A 20,932-nucleotide genomic window follows, 5' to 3' on the forward strand; every position below is an offset into this window, starting at 1 on the left:
ACGCTGACTGATGCTCAACGTACGTTTAGCGAGAAAAGAATTGGCTTACGATAGAGCATCATGAATAGTAGCTTCGACAGACTCACCGAGCAGTTCCTTGTGCACATCGGCGTAGAACGAGGACTAGCGAAAGCCACCGTGTCGGCATATGAATCCGACGTCAACAAGTATGTTGACTGGCTTGAGTCCAGAGGCATTGAAAATGCGGATGCCATTACCTCCCGGGACGTCGAGGACTACGTCGTATCTTTGGATGCTGCGGGGGAGTCCGCGCGATCCAAAGCCAGACGGTTGGCTTCCCTTCATGAGTTCCACCGTTTCGCACTGGCCCAGCACGTGGTCGCCAATGATGTTTCCGCGGCAATCAAAGCGCCGAAAGGTGCATCCACATTGCCCGATGTGCTGAATATCGATGAGGTGACCAAGCTCCTGGATGCGGCCGCAGTTGGTGGATCGGACGATCCTGTGGTACTGCGCAACAAAGCATTGCTGGAATTCATGTATGCCACTGGCTGCCGCGTCTCCGAGGCTGCAGGAGCGAATCTTGACGATATCGACTTGGATGAGCACGTGGCACGCCTTATGGGCAAAGGCTCCAAACAGCGTCTGGTGCCGATTGGCAGTTATGCATGCGAGGCATTGACCGCATATCTCAATATGGCTCGAGGTGAGCTTGAGCGCCGGTCGTCGGCTGCCATACCGGAGCGACGGGCGCTGTTCCTCAATAAAAGAGGTCGCCGCATTTCTCGGCAGTCGATTTGGGAAGTGGTCAAGGATGCAGGGAAACGTGCCGGTATCACGCGACCGTTGCATCCGCATACGCTGCGTCATTCGTTCGCCACGCATCTCATTCAAGGCGGCGCTGATGTGCGCACCGTGCAGGAACTGCTGGGGCATGCCAGTGTGACCACCACACAGATTTACACACATGTGAGCCCTGAGCACTTGATTGAAGCGTATCTGTCGTCCCATCCGCGCGCCAGATGAGGCGGGTATCCCTCACAGAGTAGGCTATAGACAGTTGCGATTGCGATGAAGGGTGCGGGCGGCGATGGAAGATTGGCGCGATGACCGGGAAACGGTCAATGGTTTCAAACAAGGAACTTTGCCTATGGCCGGAACGTATGTCGTTGCACCACAGACAGTGGAAGATGTTGATAAGGTAAACAGTATGCCTACCGATCTGCTTGGACGTGAATATGAAACTTTCCCCGCTCCTCAGCCGCTGCAACAGCATGGCCCGGCCAGGGTCATCGCCATGTGCAACCAAAAGGGAGGCGTAGGTAAAACCACCAGTTCGATCAATATCGCAGGAGCACTTGCCCAGTATGGCCGCCGTGTTCTGATCGTGGATTTCGACCCGCAGGGCGCTGCCACCGTGGGCCTCGGCATCAATGCGAACGCGGTGGACAATACGATTTACACGGCACTGTTCGATATTTCCGTGGATCCGCATGACGTAGTCCAGCACACAGCATTTGAAAACATCGACATCATCCCCGCGAACATCGACCTGTCTGCCGCGGAAGTGCAGCTGGTCACCGAAGTGGGGCGTGAACAGATTCTGAACGGTGTATTGCGCAAGCTGAAGAACGAATACGATCTGATCATCGTCGATTGCCAACCGTCGCTCGGCTTGCTGACCGTTAATGCTTTGACCGCTGCGGATGGCGTAATCATCCCTGTGGCTGCCGAATTCTTCGCCCTGCGTGGTGTGGCGTTGTTGATGCAATCCATCGAAAAAGTGCAGTCGCGCATCAATCCAGCTCTTGAAGTCGATGGCGTGCTGGTGACCATGTATACCAACACCTTGCATTGTGAGGAAGTCTGCCAGCGCATCTACGAGGCGTTCAAAGACAAGGTGTTCCACACCTGCATCTCTCGTTCCATCAAACTGCCGGATTCCACAGTGGCCGCAGCTCCGATTGTGATTTATGCACCTGGGCACAAGACCGCGAAAGAATATCGTGAAGTGGCGCGCGAAATGGTGGCGCGCGGCGTGGTGGCATAAACGGACGTCGTACCTCGAACCAGTCGATGATGAGCGATGCCGATTTTGAGACGGCGAGCAATATAGTGCAGGAAACAGCTGCTGCCGTTGATGAAGCTGGTACTGAAGGATTCCATGTGAATCTGGAGGTGTATTCCGGTCCTTTTGATGTGCTGCTTGGACTGATCGCCAATAATAAGCTTGAGCTCACCGAGGTTTCGCTCTCCTCGATTACCGAGGAATTCCTGGCATATGTGCGCGCAATCGACTTCACCGCAAACATGGATGAAGCCAGTGCCTTTCTTGACGTTGCTTCGATATTGGTGGAGGCCAAAAGCGCGGCGATTCTGCCGGGCGCTGACGAAGAAGGCGCTGACGAGCAAAGCCTTGAGGCGCTGCGTGAGCGTGACTTGCTATTCGCTCGATTGATCCAATACCGCGCGTATAAGCAGGCGGCATCCGATTTCCGTGCGCGCTTGGCTGCCAATGCCGGGCGTTTCCCGCATCCGGCATATATGGATGATGCGCTATCGGCTATGCTGCCTGAGCTGGTATGGACGATAACGCCTACTGATCTGGCCCAACTGGCAGCCCGAGTGATTGCCAATGCGCCGGCATCCGAAGTCTTCGTGCACCAACTCCATGTGCCCCTGGTCGATTTGCGCGCGCAATCCGCATTGGTTCGCAATCGTCTGATGAATGCATTGAAGAATAGCGCCAAGCAGTCAATGTCATTCGCCGAATTAACCGAAGACTGTACTTCCAAGCTGGAAGTGGTTGCACGATTCATGGCGATACTGATTTTCTTCAAGCAGGGAGCGTTGCAATACCGGCAGGGCGGACCGTTCGAGGAACTAGAACTGCGTTGGGTTGCCGGTGTTGATGATGCCATGAGCGACGTGAATATATCCGAAGGAGACTTTGCCTGATGAGTGATACAACGCGTCAACCTCAAGACGGTTTTACGGTAGAGGATTTTCCGGGCGGGCTGCCCTCATGCTTGGAAGCGTTATTGATTGTTGCCGATCAGCCGCAGACTACTGCGGACATTGCGCGAATCCTTCATCTTGATATATCAGTAGCCGAACAGGCGCTTCAAGCCTTGCAGTGTGAATATGAAGGGGATGCAGGCGCTGGCATTCGCCCGCGTGGATTCGAGCTGCGCCATACCGCCCGCGGATGGCAATTCACCAGTCGAGCGGTATTCGAATCCATTGCCGCAACGGTTGCGACGGACGGGCAGACCGCTCGTCTCAGCCAAGCCGCTTTGGAGGCGCTTGCCATCGTGGCATACAGGCAGCCGGTCACGCGCGCGCAGGTGGCGGCGATTCGAGGCGTCAACTCGGACGGCGTGATTCGTTCGCTGAGCATTCACGGGCTCATTAAGGAGAGCGGTGCCGATCCTGAAACGCGCGCCGCATTGCTAGTCACCTCTGAACTCTTCCTTGAGCGCATGGGCCTGGATTCGTTGGATCAGTTGCCGTCATTGGCGCCATTCCTGCCATCGGAGGCGGAAGTGGCACATTTGGCCCAATCGGATGAGGCGGATTATTCCGAGGGGTGACCGTTTTTTATTAGTTATAGTCATTCTGACTAAAAGTAGTGCTATGCTGAGCAGCTAGGGGAAGGCTCCTACGGGATTTGCCGATGGCTGCAATCTCTCGATAGTGAAGAAAGAAGCATGGCATGGGATTTGGCAACGTATCAGAACGCCGTAACGCGCCGCCGCAGGTCGGTGTCTCGGTGGTAATTCTTGCGCTTGGTCCCAGAGATGCCGATAACACTGATGGCGAGTCCAATGCCGCGCGTTCGCAACTGTGGATGCCGTTGGTGAAGCGTGTGCGTCAGCCATTCATGGGGTCCTGGGCCTTGCCGGGTGGCCATTTGAGGGCTGACCGTTCTCTGGAGCAGTCGGCGTTCGAAGCATTGGAATCCACGACGGCGCTGCATCCGCGCTATTTGGAACAGCTGTATACGTTCGGCGATCCCGATCGGTCTCACGGTGGATTGCCGATGGTGTCCATCGTGTACTGGGCGCTGGTGGAGCAAAGCGAAGCCGTGGCTTTCGAAGATGGTCACAATGTGCGCTGGTTCCCGGAAGATGATTTGCCTCAATTGGCATTCGATCATCAGACCATCATCGAATATGCATTGGAGCGGTTGCGCTCCAAAATCGAGTATTCCGATGTGGCGACTCGTTTGCTTGGCCCAACGTTCACTTTGCGCCAGCTACATGACGTGTATGAAGCCATCGCCGGGCAGAGCATCGATTTGGCGAACTTCCGCCGCAAGATGCTTGCTTCGGGGGATTTGGAAGACACCGGGTCAAAACGTCGTGAAGGTCGCCAGCGGCCTGCCACGGTATACCGGTATGTTCCCCAAGAGCCGATTGACGATATTGCGCAAGGAACTTTTAGCGTTCCGAGTGCTTATTCCGCCAGCCGATCATCCATCAATGCGGAGCATCAACATGCCGCTACACACGATGATGCGCTGGCTCCGCTTATCCCTTCCGCGCAACGATAACAGGATAGGAAGCGCACATATTTTTTCGATTCACATCGAATGAATCAATGATCAAATCAAGAGAAGAAGGTTCACTATGAGTGATACCAAGGAGAAGAGCTCTGCGCTCTCCGTGGAGGAACAGGGCATCGACACCATTGCCGAGTCCGACCGCCACGGCAGCCCGAAGGACCTGTTCTGGCCCTGGTTCGCCGCCAATATTTCTGTGCTCGCCATGTCGTACGGCGCATGGGCGCTGGGATTCGGCATCTCGTTCTGGCAGGCGACGCTTGCCTCGATCCTGGGCATTGTCGTCTCATTCCTGCTGGTGGGCATCGTATCCATCGCAGGCAAGCGCGCCAACGCCCCGACGATGGTCATCACCCGTGCCACCTTTGGCGTGGAGGGTGCCAAGGTGCCGTCCGTGCTGAGCTGGATTGCTACGCTCGGTTGGGAGATCTCCCTGACCACCACCGCCGTGCTGGCGCTCGCTTCCACCTTCCAGCGTCTTGGCTGGGGCTCCGGTGCCGCGCCGAAGATCATCTCCACCATCATCGTGGTCGGTCTGGTGGTTGTGGCCGGCATCTTCGGCTACGACCTCATCATGAAGGCGCAGCAGGCCATCACCATCATCAGCGGCGTGGTGACCATCGGCTTCCTGATTCTCGGCTGGTCGCACATCGATTTCGCCGCCGTTGGCGCCTCGCAGGCCGGCTCGGCTCCATCCGTACTCGGTGCCTTCCTGTTTGTGATGACCGGTTTCGGCTTGGGCTGGGTGAATGTGGCCGCTGATTACTCCCGCTATCTGCCGCGCAAGTCCTCCAATTCCGGCATCGTGTTCTGGTCCACGTTCGGTGCGTCGCTCGCTCCGGTGCTGCTCGTGATTTACGGTGGTCTGCTCGCCGTCTCCAACCAGAAGCTCTCCGACGCTGTGGGCAATGATCCGATCGGCGCCATGGCTTCCATCCTGCCGACCTGGTATCTCGTGCCATTCACGCTCGTGGCTGTGCTCGGCCTCATGTCCGGCGCCATCATGGACAACTACTCCAACGGTCTGGCGCTGTTGAGCTTCGGCATCAAACTGCCTCGCGTGGCCGCCGCTGGTTTGACCGCAGCCTTGACTGTGCTTGGCGTGGTCTATGTGACCTTCTTCTCCGATACCTTCATCGGCCCGTTCCAAGGCTTCCTGATTACCCTCGGTGTGCCGATGGCCGTGTGGACTGGTCTGTTCATCGCCGATGTGCTGCTGCGCAAGCAGGACTACAACACAGAAGACCTGTACAAGGCTGATGGTCGCTACGGTGCATGGAATGTGAAGTCTCTGGTGATTCTCGTGGTCGGCACGCTGCTCGGCTGGGGTCTCGTGGTCAACACGTCCGCCAGCTGGCTCGAATGGCAGGGCTACTTCCTTGGCCTCTTCGGCGGCAAGGATGGCGCTTGGGCATCCGCCAACCTTGGTGTGATTGTGGCATTGGTCATCGGCTTCGTGGGTGCGCTGATTTTCCAGCGTGGTGACATCGCCGCCCAGGAATCTCAGGACAAGGAGGACTGATTATGACTGTTCCATCTGATGAATGGCTGGTCGTCATCGACCGCCAAAAAGTGTTCGCTGAATCCGATTGGTCCGACTGGGCTTGCCCGGACGGTTCCTTCCATACTACGGATGCGGCGTTTGAGGCATTGGCCAAGGCCTACGGCGACCGTGTGGTATACACCCGTTATGTGGCACCAACGCCTGCCAAGGATGCTTGGGTGGATTACTTCAAGGACTGGCCGCAGTTCCTGGTACCGCCGGACGATCCGATGTACGACCTGACCGAGGATACCGCGGCTCTGGCCGGCGGCCATCCTATTGTCAGCCTTGCCACGTTCGGCAAGTGGGGGAGTGAACTTGCTCAAGCCATTGGCGGTGCCAAGAAAATCGCTGTGTGCGGTGTGGCCACCGATTGCTGCGTGATCACCACTGCGCTTGCCGCAGCCGATGCGGGCATTGCTGTGCGTGTGGCCGCAGACGCCTGCCAAGGCTCCAGCCCGGAGAACCACCAGCGTGCTCTCGACACGATGGCCCTGTTCGCGCCCCTCATCACCATCACCGATTCCGCGGAAATCCTCGGCTGATTAATCGCGCGTGATGATGATTTCAGAGCCTGTACTGCCTATGAGGCAAGTGCAGGCTTTCCTTATGCGTCGGGGATCTCAAGAAAACCAAGAAAGAGGAAGTGCGTAAAGTGCTGGCACTATGCGCAAGGTCAAGCCATGTCGGTACACTCGTGACGGTTTGTGTGTAAGTACAGGGAAAACAAAACCCAATAGATAAGTACATAAGTACGCAAGTACCGAACGATTACGCAAAAGAATCAGTATTAAGAGAGGTTTCGATGGCGGTTCGTGGAGATATCCGTAATGTGGCGATTGTGGCTCACGTCGATCACGGCAAGACCACGCTGGTCAATGCCATGCTTCAGCAGTCCCACGTGTTCAACGAGCGTGAGGAAGTCCCGGATCGTGTGATGGATTCCAACGATCTCGAGCGTGAGAAGGGCATCACCATCCTCGCCAAGAACACGGCCGTGGAATACACCGGTCCGCTGGCTGCCAAGTACGGTCACCCGGACGGCATCACCCTGAACATCATCGACACCCCTGGCCACGCTGACTTCGGTGGCGAGGTGGAGCGCGGCATCTCCATGGTCGATGGCGTCGTGCTACTCGTGGACGCATCCGAAGGCCCGCTGCCGCAGACCCGTTTCGTGCTGCGCAAGGCTCTCGAAGCCAAGCTGCCGGTCATCCTGTGCGTGAACAAGGTCGATCGCCCGGATGCCCGTATCGATGAGGTCGTCTCCGAATCCACCGATCTGCTGCTGGGCCTTGCCCAGGACGTTGTCGAGGAAGGCATCGACCTCGATCTCGACCACCTGCTCGATCTGCCGGTTGTCTACTGCGCCGCCAAGGCCGGCTACGCCTCCACCAACCAGCCGGAGAACGGCGCTCTGCCGGACAACGACAACCTCGAGCCGCTGTTCGAAGACATCATCAAGTACATCCCGGCTCCGGAATATGAGGAAGGCGCACCGCTGCAGGCACACGTGGCCAACATCGACTCCTCCGACTTCCTTGGCCGACTCGGCCTGGTCCGCATCTACAACGGCACCCTCGAGAAGGGCAAGACCTACGGTCTGAGCCGTGTGGACGGCTCCATCGAAAACTTCCGCGTGGCCGAACTGCTGCGCACCCAGGGCCTCGAGCGCACTCCTGTGGCCTCCGCCGGCCCTGGCGACATCGTGGCAGTCGCCGGTGTGAACGACATCATGATCGGCGAAACCATCGTCGACCCCAATGACCCGAAGCCGCTGCCGCTGATTCACGTCGACGATCCGGCCATTTCCATGACCTTCGGCGTCAACGATTCCCCGCTGGCTGGCACTGAGGGCAAGGACCACAAGCTCACCGCTCGTATGATCAAGGACCGTCTGGACCGCGAGCTCATCGGTAACGTGTCCATCAAGGTGCTGCCGACCGACCGTCCTGACGCTTGGGAAGTGCAGGGCCGCGGCGAGCTGGCACTGGCCGTGCTGGCCGAGCAGATGCGCCGCGAAGGCTATGAGCTGACCGTCGGCCGCCCGCAGGTGGTCACCAAGAAGATCGACGGTGTGGTCAACGAGCCTATGGAAAGCACCACCATCGACGTGCCGGAAGAGTACATGGGTACCGTCACTCAGCTCATGGCCGACCGTAAGGGCCGTATGGATTCCATGTCCAACCACGGCTCCGGTTGGGTGCGTCTGCAGTTCACCGTGCCGTCCCGCGGCCTGATCGGCTTCCGTACCGCTCTGCTGTCCGCCACCCGCGGCACCGGCATCGCATCCTCCATCTCCGCCGGCTACGCTCCGTGGGCCGGTCAGATCGTGACCCGCCAGAACGGCTCCATGGTCTCCGACCGTCAGGGTGTCGCCACCCCGTACGCTATGCAGCGTCTGCAGGCTCGTGGCAACTTCTTCGTCGAACCGCAGTCCCCGGTCTACGAAGGCCAGGTTGTGGGCGTGAACAACAAGCCCGATGAGCTGGATGTGAACATCACTCTAGCCAAGCACATGACCAACATGCGTTCTTCCACCGCCGACGTGCTGGAAACCCTGACCCCGCCGATCAAGATGAGCCTCGAGGAGTCCCTGGACTTCGCCAACGAGGACGAGTGCGTGGAAGTGACTCCGGAGTCCATCCGTGTGCGCAAGATTATCCTCGGCCGCGAAGATTGGTACAAGTGGCGCGCCAAGCAGCGTCGCCAGAATAACCAGACTAAGTAGTCTGATTATTCAGCCGACGCTGCCTTCGCGGATGCCCTGTGGTGGCATCCGCTCGCCTCGGCTACGAACAGTCCACTGGACTGTTCGTTTAACGCCTCGGCATCGTCAGAATAACCAAGCTAAGTAGTTTGGTTGTTCTGACGACCTTCGCGGGCGCTTGTGGTGCGCCCGCTCACTTCGCCTATGGAAAGCCCACTGGGCTTTCCATTTAACGGCTCAGCAGAACAATCAGACTAAGTAAGGCAACATGAAACCTTGGTCTCATAGGCAAAGCGCGTTGGTCAGAGCGGTAATTACGATCTTGGCCGGCGCGCTTGCCGCGTTTGTGGGCACGTTCGCGCATCGCATGGGCGCGGACATGAATATTCCATATGGATTGGTGCTGGCCTTCGTGCTGATCATTCTCTCCACATGGTGTGCTCGTGCCCGTATGGGTGTCATCGGATTGGCGTTGCACCTTATTGCCTCCTCGATGACCGCATGGGGGCTTGCCCTGACCACGACATCCGGCAATGCATTGATTGTGGCCGGGTTCCAAGGCGATATGCCATATTTCACACAGCATGCCGGGTACATATGGCTCTATGGTCTGGTTCTGGTGCAAGTGGTCATGCTGATATTGCCTACACGCTGGTTCACCATCCCGGCACAACGCGACGTATAGAGCACTTTTCGCACGAAACGGACGTTCGAGGGCTGAAAATCGGTCCATCCACGTACTTTTCGCGCGAAAAGTGTGTGGAACGCCGCTACGATAGAACGTTATGGCGCGTATACAACTCTTTTACCTCGGTCCGGAAGGCACCTTCACCCATCAGGCGGCAATGACAGCTGCCGAGCAGTTTGCCCCGCTGGGGGATTTTGACCTCGTGCCGTTGCCTGACGTTCCGGCGATTATGAACGCTGTGCAATCGCGTCAAGGTTGGGGAGTAATCGCTTGGGAAAACAATGTCGAAGGCTACGTGGTCCCAAACCTGGATGCTCTAATTGATGCCACTGATGTGGCGGGCTTCGCTAGAGTCAGCGTGGACGTGGCATTCAACGCGTTCACGGTGAAAGGACACGCCATTTACGACTGCACCGGCCAGCCGGTAAGTGCACATCCACATGGCCTTGCCCAATGCACGAAATTCATCACCGAACATCATCTCAGGCCCAAAGCGGCATCATCCAATGCCGCCGCCTGCCGTGACCTGCAACCTGGTCAAGTGGCGCTGGGCCCGAGCATCTGCGGCAAGCTCTACGATCTTGACGTGCTTGGCGAGCGGGTGCAGGATTTCGATGGTGCCAGAACCGATTTTCTGGTTATCGCCCCTCGCGATGTCGTTCAGGAATTGAACGCCCGCGCCCAGCACGGCGACGCCAATGACTTCGAAACCATCATCACATTCATTCCCCTAGCCACAGGACCGGGAGTTGTAGCTAATATTCTCGACATTCTGCGCGTCGCCGGACTGAATATGACCAGCTTCATGTCCCGTCCCATCAAAGGCCATGACGGCACCTATAGCTTCATCGATACCTTGGATGCGGCGCCTTGGGAACCTCGATTCCAAAAAGTATTGGAAATATTGGCTATGAAAGGCATCTGGATGAAGACCTTGGCCGTATACCCCCGCCGTGAACGTCCGAACCCGCCGGTGGACGCATGGATGTTGCCGAAGGGCGGCATCCATATTGATACGGAACATATGTCTGATGGTTGGCAGCACACCGAGAGCGTACGAAAGGAACTGTTGTGGTAGATACGGTTGGCATTGTAGGGCTTGGCCTCATCGGTGGATCGTTGGCCAGGCGTCTAGCCCAACGCGGCATCAAGGTCGTGGCGTGGAATCATCGCCCTCATCCTTATGCTCAGGCCGAAGCGGACGGTATCTATTGCAAGAGCACGATTGCCGAGCTGATGAGCGCTGATCCGGACGTGGTAGTGCTGTGTAATCCGCTCAAAGCCATGCCCGCTATTCTCGCTGAACTGAAGCCGTTGTTGGCCAAATCTCCGCGCACCACACTTACCGACGTTGGTTCGGTCAAAGGTATGGTCCGCGATCAAGTCAAAGCAGCTGGTCTGGGGGAGTGCTATGTGGGCGCCCATCCGATGGCGGGCAATGAGCTTTCCGGTTGGCGGGCCGCCGACCCGCATCTCTATGATGATGCACTCTGGGCCGTGACTGTGGATGAGGATACCGCATACAACCGCTTCTTCAGTGTTGCTTCCATGATTACCCATGACGTAGGCAACAGGATTATTGTGCTCGATGATGAAACACACGACAAAGGTGCTGCGATGATTTCGCACATGCCTCATGTAGTGTCCACCGCGTTGATTAACGAGCTCACCGCCAACCCGGACCGTAACGTCGCCGCAGCGCTTTCCGCAGGCTGCTGGCGAGATATGACTCGTGTGGCGCTCACCGACCCCGACCGCACACGAGCCATGGTTGAGGAAGATGCTTTGAACGTGGAAGTATTGCTCCGCCGCATGGCTTCACGTCTCACCGCCATGGCCGATCAGCTCCACAATGCTGATGCCTCTGCGATTGGGCGGTTCTTCGCTGAGGGGGATCCGTTCCGCCGGTATAAGGCCGAAATGTCCTCAACGGACGCTTTCACACGTCAGGAACTTGAAATTCCGGAACAAGGATGGCAGCAGACGTTGCTGTTCTCGGCCAGGCGTGGTGAAGCCATCACCGGTTTCGTGAATCTGCGGCAGGCGATTATCGAACTACGACCCGCAATCTAACAGCGGTGCATGCCATAAAGGCGTACAGTGGAAATTATTGAGATGACCTGTTTCGCCAAAGAAGACGAAGCACACCACACAGATTTAGGGGATGATTGATATGACGCTACCTCGGCAGATTCCCGTAGGCGCTCGCGTAGTGGTCCGCATCACAGATGGCATCGATCCGGCAGATGGACGTATGAAATTCCGCGATTACGTAGGGCATGTGACCTCATGGGACGGTTACACACTGGAGATGGTGAGAGATGCAGCCGCCAACGGTTCGCGCCCGGCTCAGAACGTGACCATTCACCAGGAGCAGATTGCCACTCTGAAGCCGGTTCCAGAGCGTCCGAAGCACCAGCCTCGCCCCTGACCGCTACCAGCCCGGGATGAGGCTCTACGCGTCACTCCGCTGCCACGGCATCAAGCACTGGTTGTTTCAGCGCGCGGGAAGCGGGGGAGACCGAAGCCACCAGTCCTATCAGAATTGCCAGGGCGAGGAAGACTCCCAACTGGTTCCATGGAATGCTGAGCACCGAAAGTCCATTCGCCTGATAGACCACCCGAATCACCACTCCGGCCGCGACGCCGACCACCATACCCATCATGGTGCCGAACACTGCGATGATGGCCGCCTCGATACCGAGCATGCCGCGCACCTGTGCTCGCGAGGTGCCAATGGCGCGAAGCAATCCGATTTCCTTGGTGCGTTCGGATACCGACAATGCCAGCGTGTTCACAATGCCGAAAATTGCGATCACAATCGACAATGCCAGTAGGGCATACAAGACCAACAGAATTTGATCGACCATCGAACTCATCGTGGACTTGAATTCGTCACGGTCCTGCACATTCACCACATAATATGATTTCACGGCCTTGATCAACCGTGTTTTCAGAGCATCGATATCGGTGCCATGCTTGGCATTGATGAACAACATGATGGTGAACATCGTGTATTGGTTCGCGATCTTGTTCGCGGCATCGTCGTTCATCAGCACCATCGAACGGTAGATGGAATTCTCGATAATCGCGCCGACCTTCATCGTGACGTGCGTGGTTTCGGTCTTGGTCTTCACCAGTGTGGTAGGGTCGACGTTCTTCGCATCTTCGGCGGCCTGTTGCGCTTCAGCGGATTTCGACTGAGCCCCCGATACATCCCCGGAAGCCAGCAACTGCTGCGCTTCAGCGGTAAGACCGTCGATTTTTGCCTTGACCTGCGCTTGATAATCGGTTTGTGCTTTGGCAGTGGCTTCCTCATCGACCACGACTTGCCGGCCATTGACCTTGACGGTATCGCCGACCTTCCAGCCATTGTCTTTCGCCACCTGCAAACCGACGACCAGCTCGCCATTGCGTAACGCTGCGTTTGCATCACCGGAATTGGTCACTGGCGCGAACACCTTCGTGAAGAGCGAGGGTTGCTCGGCGAAGGTCATCGCCGCAGCCGCATCATCGCCGGAGCCATAGGTCACGCCCATAAGCATGCGACTTTGGGAAACCGTATCCACACCATTGGTTTTCCTGATTGCGTTGATTGCCTCATCCGGAATTTGCCCGTTGGATACCGACATGGCAGAGAAGTCAGACTTGAGACCGGAGTCCACGATGCCCGCCACTGAGGCCTTTGCCGAGGCGGCCACTACACCCAAACAGCTGACGATGGCCACGCCTACGAACAGTGCAGCCGCCGTGTTCGCCGTGCGTCGCTTGCTTCGTGAGAGATTACGCGTCGCCAATCGGCCGGTTACCGTGAATACATGTGCGGGAATCCAGCCAAGTACTGCGCTGGTAGGCGTCACCAGGGCAGGAGCAAGGACAATGACACCGATGACCACCAAACCTGCGCCAATGCCTAAAGGCCAGCCCGTGCCCAGCGACTTGAGCCAATCATTGAACCCATTCCAAGGCGATACGGCGACGCCGGTGTCATCGGCCAATGCGATGCGCCAGCATAACAGCCATGCCAATGCACCCAAAATGAGCATGACCGTACCAATGACGCCGCGGGGCCACACCGGCTTCTCAGGATTCACCGTCTCATTCATCGCCTGAATCGGCGGTGCCGTAGCCGCACGGCGAGCCGGCAATGCGGCACCGATAAACGTGACCAGAACGCCTACGATCAAGCCGACCAGCATATCGGACACACTGGGGTCCACCGCTCCGGTCATTGGCGTACCCAGCCGGTCCATCAACATTACGATGCCCCTGACCATGATCCACCCCAGACCTATGCCGATGCCGGAGCCGACAAGGCCTAACAGGATGGCCTGAACAGCCACCGTGACGAACACTTGGACGGGGGATGCGCCGATGGAACGCAGCAATGCATACCCGCGCATCGACTCGCGCACAATCATCGAGAACGTATTCGTGATGATGAACGAACCAACGAATAAGGCGATGACCGCGAAAATGAGAATCAACGGTTGGATGAAGCCCAGAGCCTTCTTGGTGCTTGCGGCATTATCATCGCGCACACTTTGACCGGTTACCGCTACCGCATGAGCATCGGACGGCAGAGCAGCATTGATGCTGTCCGCCAACGTCTGCTGCTGGGCCACAGTCAGCGGTTGGCCATCGGCAGCTGAGCCATATACGGTCAGGTATCGGGCAGTGCCCACCTGACCGGACTGCTGCTGGAAATACTCTTTCGCGGTTTGTGGATTAAGGCCGATGATAATGGCTCCGGCCTGGGATGACGCGGTGGAGAATATGCCGACCACACGCACGTCTGCAGGCCCATCCGGATACACGATTTTCGTGGTGTCGCCGACTTTGAGCCCTGCACTTTGTGCCGCAAATGTGTGCAGTGTGATTTCATCTTTGGCCTTGGCCCAACGCCCTTGTGTAAGCGTGGCCGAGCGCCAAGTGCCTTTCGTCAATCCCATGCCAACGGTCATTCCGCCGGTGGTGGAGACTGCGTTGTCATCTTTGCCGACCAGTACCAGGCCATTCACCTCATACACGGCCTCAGCTGTATCCACACCTTTGACGCCATTGATAGTGTCTACCAGCGATATGTCGATGCGGTTGTAGCTCTTTGACTCCGCTGACGTCGAATCCGAACTCGAGCTCGAACTGAAGCTTGATGAGGAATCCTTTTGCTCCTTATTGCCACGCACATAGACGTCGGCATCGGAATTCGAGGCCATCATCTGATCGACCTGATTGTTCATCATTTCGCGGAAGCAGAACGAACCCACCACAAAGCTCACGCCAAGTGCGATGGCGATGATGGACATGACGAATCGCCCGAAATGCGCCCGGGCATCGCGCAAGCCGATTCTGATCATGCGCTTGGCTCCTCGCCTTCATCCGCGAAGACCTCGAGTATCTGGTCATAGGTGGGGTGCACAAGATCCTGGGTGATATTGCCGTCCGCTAGCACCAGCACGCGGTCGGCATAGGAGGCTGCACGCGGGTCGTGCGTCACCATCACGATGGACTGGCCATATTCATGCACGGATTGCTTCAAAAAGCCGAGGACCTCACGGCTGGAATGCGAATCAAGATTACCGGTCGGCTCGTCGGCGAAGATCACGGACGGGCGTGCCATCATGGCTCGTGCACAGGCTACGCGTTGCTGCTGGCCTCCGGAAAGCTGACTTGGCCGGTGAGTCAGTCGCTGCTCAAGGCCCACGACTTTGACGATTTGCCTAAACCAATCGCGATCGATTGGCTTTTTGGCGATTTGCAATGGTAGGAGGATGTTTTCCTCGGCGGAGAGCGTGGGCACCAGATTAAAGGACTGGAAGATGAACCCGATTTGTTCGCGGCGTAATTTGGTCAGTTGCCGTTGGTTCATAGCCGAGACCTCCAGACCTTCCACGATGACCTGGCCGCTGGTCGGCTGGTCAAGCCCGGCCATGCAATGCATCAATGTGGATTTGCCTGAGCCGGACGGTCCCATGATCGCCGTCATCTGGCCACGCTCGAACTCCACGTTCACATGGTTCAATGCCACGACCTGGTTATCCGCGTCGCCATAGACTTTCGTCAGATCGATGGCCTCGGCCACCACATGATCCGGCTGGTTGCGTTGTTGCGCACCGTTCGTGCCGGCATTCGTGCTGTGCTCGCTATGCTGCCTGATGTTTTGCTTGCTGTGCCGTGCCATAGCACCCCGATCGTCTGCTTCAATTGCCTGCTGGGCTTCGATTCACTGGACTTAGCCTATAGTGTAACGAAAGGTTGATGCAGCGGTAAGGGGAGGCCTGATATATGCAATTCGAGCAGCATGTCGACGCCTTCATCCGCTATTTGAAGGCCAACCGCGGTCTTTCCGAAAATACGCTCAAAGCGTATCGTGGCGATATCGAATCCTGTCTGGCGCTGTTTGCACGCCGCGGCATCGAAGATCTGAATGAAATCACATTGGATGATTTGCGTAGCTGGATGGCTGTGGAATCCCGCGATCATGCCAGGAGTAGCATGGCTCGCAAAACCGTGGCGGTGCGCGGATTCTTTTCGTGGGGATATGAGCATGGAATGGTCCGTACGAACCAGGCCGCAACGTTGCTCACCCCATCCATACCGAATACGCTGCCGGCGGTGCTCACCGAAATTCAGGCCGAACAGCTGATGGATCAAGCTGATGATGATTCGAATGCCACGAGTACTGCAAATAATGCCAATGATGTGGGCGACCATGCGGATGCTCAGAATGAGGATACCGAGAAGGCTTTCGATGATGCCACGCGGCATAGCGAGCATATGGCCGGAAGGATGCATGCCGAGACGCTGCGCAATACGGCTGTTCTTGAATTACTGTATGCCACCGGTATCCGTGTGGCGGAGCTGATTGCCTTGAACATCGACGATATCGATTTTCTCAATCACACCATCAAAGTCACGGGCAAAGGAAATAAACAGCGTGTTGTTCCGTTTGGTATTCCTGCGATGAAGGCACTGCAGGCATGGCTCGAACACGGACGCCCAAAATTGCAGAATCTCAATTCCGCCAACGCCCTGTTTCTCGGCGCGCGTGGCGGTCGGCTCAATCAACGTGTTGCTCGTGAAGTGGTGCATAAGGCCGCGCGTGAGGCAGGTGTGCCGGATATCAGTCCACATGCGTTGCGCCATTCGGCGGCGACGCATATGTTGGACGGGGGAGCAGATCTCAGGGAAGTGCAGGAGCTGCTTGGTCATGCGTCGCTGAAAACCACGCAACGGTACACCCATGTATCAATCGAACAGTTGAAGAACCGGTATACACAGGCATTCCCTCGGGCCTGACCAAAATGTGGACACTACCGAATGAAGCTGTGATAAGGCTGAATGACGGCATAGAGAGGCCTTCGATTTAACACATACGTAACATGGAATTTGCTTCTTGTCTCCAAAGTGCGAGACAATGCAATCAATCAGCAACGGGGTTGGTTTGCCGGCAGACGCGCACAATGCGTCGCTAGTAGCCAACCCCGTTCGCGTGAAAGTAGGGCTTCGGCCCTGCGACCTTATGAATAGGAGAAAACATATGAAGAAGAAAGCTCTTGCTTTCGCTGCCGTGGCTTGCTCCATGGCTATGCTGCTGAGCGCCTGCGGCGGCTCCAGCTCCAACACCGCATCCAGCACTGCTGGTGCGAACATCATCACCGCTTACAACTCCGAGCCGCAGAACCCGCTGATCCCGTCCAACACCAACGAAACCGGTGGCGGCAAGCCGGGCGACCTGCTGTTCTCCCGTCTGGTCTCCTTCGACAAGGATGGCAAGGCTTCCAACGAAGTGGCTGAGTCCATCACCCCGAACGATGACGCCACTCAGTACACCATCAAGCTGAAGTCCGGCTGGAAGTTCACCGATGGCACCCCGGTCACCGCTGAGTCCTTCACCAAGGCTTGGTCCTACGCTGCTAACGCCAAGAACGCTCAGAAGGCTTCTTCCTTCTTCTCCACCATCAAGGGCTACGACGAGCTGCAGGCTGATGGCCTCAAGGGCACTGAGCAGCTTTCCGGCCTGAAGGTTGTGGACGACACCACCTTCACCGTTGATCTGAACCAGTCTGATTCCGTGTTCCCGATCAAGGTCGGCTACCTGGCCTTCGCTCCGCTGCCGGAGTCCTTCTACAAGGATCCGAAGGCCTTTGGCCAGAAGCCGGTCGGTAACGGCCCGTACAAGCTGGATCACTGGGATCACAACAAGGAAATCGCCCTCGTCAAGAACCCTGACTACAAGGGCAACGAGCAGGTCAAGAACGACGGCGTGACCTTCAAGGTCTACACCGACGACTCTGCCGCTTACCGCGACATTCAGGCTGGCAACCTCGACGTGATGGAATCCGTCCCGGCCGCCTTCACCAAGACCTTCAAGACCGACAAGAAGGTCCAGGCTTACTCCGAGGCCGGCTCTGTCATCCAGACCTTCACCATTCCGTCCACCCTTGATCACTTCAAGAACGACGAAGAAGGCCAGCTGCGTCGTCAGGCCATCTCCATGGCCATCGATCGTCAGCAGATCATCGACAAGGTGCTCAACGGCATCGGCACCCCGGCCACCGACTTCACCTCTCCGAAGACCCCGGGCTACTCCGACTCCCTGACTGGCTCCGACAACCTGAAGTTCAACGCCAAGAAGGCCAAGGAACTGTGGGCCAAGGCCGACGCCATCTCCAAGTACGATGGCCCGCTGACCTTCTCCTACAACGCTGATGGTGGTGCCAAGCCGATCTACGACGCTGTTGTGAACCAGCTGAAGAACAACCTCGGCATCGACGCTTCCACCAACCCGATCCCGACCTTCCAGGAATTCCGTGACGCTATCATCAACCGTCAGATGACTGGTGCCTTCCGTACCGGTTGGCAGCCTGATTACCCGTCCGCTGAGAACTACCTGTGGCAGCTGTACTCCTCTGCCGCTGCTGACGGCAAGGGCTCCAACGATGGCGATTACAAGAACCCTGACTTCGACGCCCTGTGCCTGCAGGCCGCCGCTGCCAAGGACACCGACTCTGCAAACAAGCTGTACCAGCAGGCTCAGGAGATTCTCTTGAAGGATCTGCCGGCTATCCCGCTGTACTACTCCAACGCTTCCGGTGTTGCTTCTCTGAATGTCAAGTCCGGCTACGCTTTCGACTGGCAGAACCTCCCGACCTACACTGAGATGTCCAAGAAGTGAGTTGAAACTCACCTGACATCGAGCGAGTAGTTTGGTAATTCAAGGGGCGAGGATCGTATGATCCCCGCCCCTTTTTATACCTTCTTAGACCTTCCCCGCAGGGGAACGGCATCGAAATCGACTGAGGGGCAGTCCTATATACCTATATAACTATGTTGTCGAGCCTTAAAAGCAACACGTATACGGTATTACGTCCAATAATCGGGCGAGTTAACGTGAGTTTACATACTGCCGTCAAGGCATGCGGTAAACTATCGACGTATTTGCCGACCGGCAAGGGCAACGCATACCCTTCCGCAGCCGGTCATGGAATAAGGAGCAACCGTATGGGTAAGTATCTTCTGCGACGCATTCTGCAGATGATCCCCGTGGTTCTCGGCACGACGCTGTTGGTGTACGCGCTTGTCTTCCTGCTGCCTGGCGATCCCGTCAAGGCCATGTTCGGTGACAAGCCCATCAACGAGGCAGTCGCAGCCCAGATCCGCGCAGAGTACCATCTCGATCAGCCGTTCATCGTTCAGTACTTCATCTATCTGAAGAACGCGCTGACCCTCGACTTCGGCAACACCTTCGCCGGCCAGCCTGTTATCGACGAAATCACCCGCGCTTTCCCGGTCACCATCAAGCTGGGCCTGATGGCATTCGCCTTCGAAGCAATTTTCGGTGTGGTATTCGGTATCATTTCCGGTCTCAAGAAGGGCAAGTGGTACGACACGGTTATCCTGATCGTCTCCCTGCTGCTCATCTCCGTGCCGACCTTCGTCACCGGTTTCGTGCTGCAGTACCTGCTCGGCATCCAGTGGTCCATCCTGCCGGTGACCGCAGGTGCCGACCCGACCTTCCTTGACCTGCTCATGCCGGCCATGGTGCTCGGCTCGGTCTCGATGGCATATATCATTCGACTTACCCGCGCTGAAATCTCCTCCAACATCGCCGAGGACTACGTGCGCACCGCACGCGCCAAGGGTATGTCCAACGGCCAGGTGATGCTGCGTCACGTGCTGCGCAACTCCCTCATTCCGGTCGTCACCTACCTGGGCCAGGACATCGGCGCGCTGATGGGTGGCGCAATGATTACCGAACAGATCTTCAACATCCACGGCATCGGCTTCCTCACCTACCAGTCCATTCTGAAGGGTGAAGCAAACCTCGTGGTGTCCATCGTCACGTTGCTCATGCTGATCTTCGTGGTGTGCAACCTCATCGTCGACCTGCTGTACGCGGCTCTCGATCCGCGCATCCGCTACGCGTGATAAGAGAGGAGTGAACAACATGACTAACGAAACGCTTGACAACCAGCTTGATAACTCCGGCGAGCCGACTCCTGACTACTTCATGGAGACGCTGCCTGGCCAGGACCGTTACGTGGCTCCCCTTGATGAGACTCCGTTGCAGGATGTCGACTCCGTGGACGAGTCCGCTCCGGCCACCAGCATGTGGGCCGACGCATGGCGAACCCTGCGCCGCAACCCGCTGTTCATCATCTCCGGCCTCGTCATCATCTTTATTATCGTCGTGGCCATCGCTCCCGGCCTGTTCACCAAGCAGGACCCGAACGCTTGCGATTTGGCCAACTCCTTGAGCCCTGCTTCCAGCGGTCATCCGCTCGGATTCGATCTTCAGGGCTGCGACGTGTACACTCGCGTGGTGTACGGCACCCGCACTTCTCTGTCCGTCGGTGTGCTCTCCACCCTGCTCGTGGTGCTTCTCGGCACCCTGATTGGTGCCATCGCCGGCTTCTGCGGTGGCTGGGTTGATGCCGTACTGAGCCGTATCACCGACATCTTCTTCGCACTGCCGATGCTGCTCGGCGCCATCGTCGTGCTCCAGATGTTCAAGACCTCCAAGTCCATCTGGAAGATTGTGCTCGTGCTGGCGCTCTTCGGCTGGGTCGGTGTCTGCCGTATCGCGCGAAGCGCTGTGCTTGAGGCCAAGAACCTCGAGTTCAACACCGCTTCCACCGCACTGGGCTCCACGCCTATGCGCAACCTGTTCCGCCACATCCTGCCGAACTCCCTGGCTCCGATCATCGTGATCGGCACTACGTCGCTCGCTTCCTACATTGTGGCTGAAGCAACGCTGAGCTTCCTTGGCGTGGGTCTGCCCACCACCACTGTGAGCTGGGGCGGTGACATCTCCAGCGCCCAGACCAACCTGCAGACCGATCCGCTTGTGCTGTTCTACCCGTCTGCCGCACTGGCCATCACCGTGCTCGCATTCATCATGATGGGCGATGCCGTCAAGGATGCCCTTGATCCGAAGAGCCGTACGGCCTGAGCAAGGGAGTA

General features: G+C 57.2%; 18 protein-coding genes. 16 read left to right on the forward strand and 2 right to left on the reverse strand.

All coding sequences use genetic code 11. The features are described 5' to 3' along the window. Positions 1-60: 60 nt before the first annotated feature. From xerD to CSQ86_RS04000, 12 genes are all read left to right on the forward strand, one after another. Complete coding sequence (gene xerD, locus CSQ86_RS03945) at positions 61-987, forward strand: site-specific tyrosine recombinase XerD (protein WP_100493833.1); 927 nt, start codon at positions 61-63, stop codon at positions 985-987. A gap of 184 nt (positions 988-1,171) precedes the next feature. Then, a complete protein-coding gene (locus CSQ86_RS03950) occupies positions 1,172-2,011 on the forward strand; it encodes a ParA family protein (RefSeq protein WP_165773733.1) in 840 nt (279 codons plus the stop codon). A 29-nt stretch (positions 2,012-2,040) separates the two neighbouring features. Next, positions 2,041-2,919, forward strand: coding sequence for a segregation and condensation protein A (locus CSQ86_RS03955; RefSeq protein WP_165773763.1), 879 nt, complete (start codon positions 2,041-2,043; stop codon positions 2,917-2,919). After that, a complete protein-coding gene (scpB, locus tag CSQ86_RS03960) occupies positions 2,919-3,554 on the forward strand; it encodes an SMC-Scp complex subunit ScpB (protein WP_100493836.1) in 636 nt (211 codons plus the stop codon). Before CSQ86_RS03955 ends, scpB begins: the two co-directional genes overlap by 1 nt. Positions 3,555-3,676: 122 nt before the next feature. Continuing rightward, positions 3,677-4,516 (forward strand): NUDIX hydrolase, encoded by an 840-nt coding sequence (locus CSQ86_RS03965; protein WP_165773734.1) that lies wholly within the window; start codon positions 3,677-3,679, stop codon positions 4,514-4,516. 76 nt (positions 4,517-4,592) lie between these two features. Then, positions 4,593-6,047: a purine-cytosine permease family protein gene (locus CSQ86_RS03970; RefSeq protein ID WP_100493837.1), complete on the forward strand. Its 1,455-nt coding sequence runs from the start codon at positions 4,593-4,595 to the stop codon at positions 6,045-6,047. Positions 6,048-6,049: 2 nt separating this feature from the next. After that, complete coding sequence (locus CSQ86_RS03975; protein WP_100493838.1) at positions 6,050-6,613, forward strand: isochorismatase family protein; 564 nt, start codon at positions 6,050-6,052, stop codon at positions 6,611-6,613. Positions 6,614-6,873: 260 nt separating this feature from the next. After that, positions 6,874-8,799: a translational GTPase TypA gene (gene typA, locus CSQ86_RS03980; RefSeq protein WP_100493839.1), complete on the forward strand. Its 1,926-nt coding sequence runs from the start codon at positions 6,874-6,876 to the stop codon at positions 8,797-8,799. A gap of 247 nt (positions 8,800-9,046) precedes the next feature. Continuing rightward, positions 9,047-9,463: an alcohol dehydrogenase gene (locus CSQ86_RS03985; RefSeq protein ID WP_100493840.1), complete on the forward strand. Its 417-nt coding sequence runs from the start codon at positions 9,047-9,049 to the stop codon at positions 9,461-9,463. 100 nt (positions 9,464-9,563) lie between these two features. Next, a complete protein-coding gene (locus tag CSQ86_RS03990; RefSeq protein ID WP_100493841.1) occupies positions 9,564-10,544 on the forward strand; it encodes a prephenate dehydratase in 981 nt (326 codons plus the stop codon). Beyond that, positions 10,538-11,539, forward strand: a complete 1,002-nt coding sequence (locus CSQ86_RS03995) for a prephenate dehydrogenase (protein ID WP_100493842.1) — start codon at positions 10,538-10,540, stop codon at positions 11,537-11,539. The genes CSQ86_RS03990 and CSQ86_RS03995 overlap by 7 nt, the downstream gene beginning before the upstream one ends. A gap of 100 nt (positions 11,540-11,639) precedes the next feature. Further along, positions 11,640-11,897 carry a DUF6725 family protein gene (locus CSQ86_RS04000; RefSeq protein WP_100494252.1) on the forward strand — a complete coding sequence of 86 codons (258 nt, stop codon included), beginning with the start codon at positions 11,640-11,642 and terminating at the stop codon, positions 11,895-11,897. Positions 11,898-11,928: 31 nt separating this feature from the next. Here the strand turns inward: CSQ86_RS04000 and CSQ86_RS04005 are convergent, their stop codons facing one another. Next, positions 11,929-14,823, reverse strand: a complete 2,895-nt coding sequence (locus tag CSQ86_RS04005) for an ABC transporter permease (protein WP_100493843.1) — start codon at positions 14,821-14,823, stop codon at positions 11,929-11,931. Next, positions 14,820-15,647 carry an ABC transporter ATP-binding protein gene (locus CSQ86_RS04010; RefSeq protein ID WP_100493844.1) on the reverse strand — a complete coding sequence of 276 codons (828 nt, stop codon included), beginning with the start codon at positions 15,645-15,647 and terminating at the stop codon, positions 14,820-14,822. The genes CSQ86_RS04005 and CSQ86_RS04010 overlap by 4 nt, the downstream gene beginning before the upstream one ends. A gap of 104 nt (positions 15,648-15,751) precedes the next feature. On the opposite strand from CSQ86_RS04010, the gene CSQ86_RS04015 reads away from it, so the two are divergent. The 4 genes from CSQ86_RS04015 (at position 15,752) to CSQ86_RS04030 (ending at position 20,921) form a co-directional block, all read left to right on the forward strand. After that, a complete protein-coding gene (locus tag CSQ86_RS04015) occupies positions 15,752-16,765 on the forward strand; it encodes a tyrosine recombinase XerC (protein WP_100493845.1) in 1,014 nt (337 codons plus the stop codon). A 241-nt stretch (positions 16,766-17,006) separates the two neighbouring features. After that, a complete protein-coding gene (locus CSQ86_RS04020) occupies positions 17,007-18,644 on the forward strand; it encodes a peptide ABC transporter substrate-binding protein (protein WP_100493846.1) in 1,638 nt (545 codons plus the stop codon). A 326-nt stretch (positions 18,645-18,970) separates the two neighbouring features. Beyond that, positions 18,971-19,897 carry an ABC transporter permease gene (locus CSQ86_RS04025; protein ID WP_100493847.1) on the forward strand — a complete coding sequence of 309 codons (927 nt, stop codon included), beginning with the start codon at positions 18,971-18,973 and terminating at the stop codon, positions 19,895-19,897. 19 nt (positions 19,898-19,916) lie between these two features. Next, the gene (locus CSQ86_RS04030; protein WP_100493848.1) at positions 19,917-20,921 is read left to right on the forward strand and encodes an ABC transporter permease; all 1,005 of its coding nucleotides are present in this window, start codon (positions 19,917-19,919) and stop codon (positions 20,919-20,921) included. Positions 20,922-20,932: the final 11 nt, after the last annotated feature.

Origin of the sequence: Bifidobacterium felsineum, assembly GCF_002802915.1 — a bacterium.
GTDB classification, from domain to species: Bacteria; Actinomycetota; Actinomycetes; order Actinomycetales; family Bifidobacteriaceae; genus Bifidobacterium; species Bifidobacterium felsineum.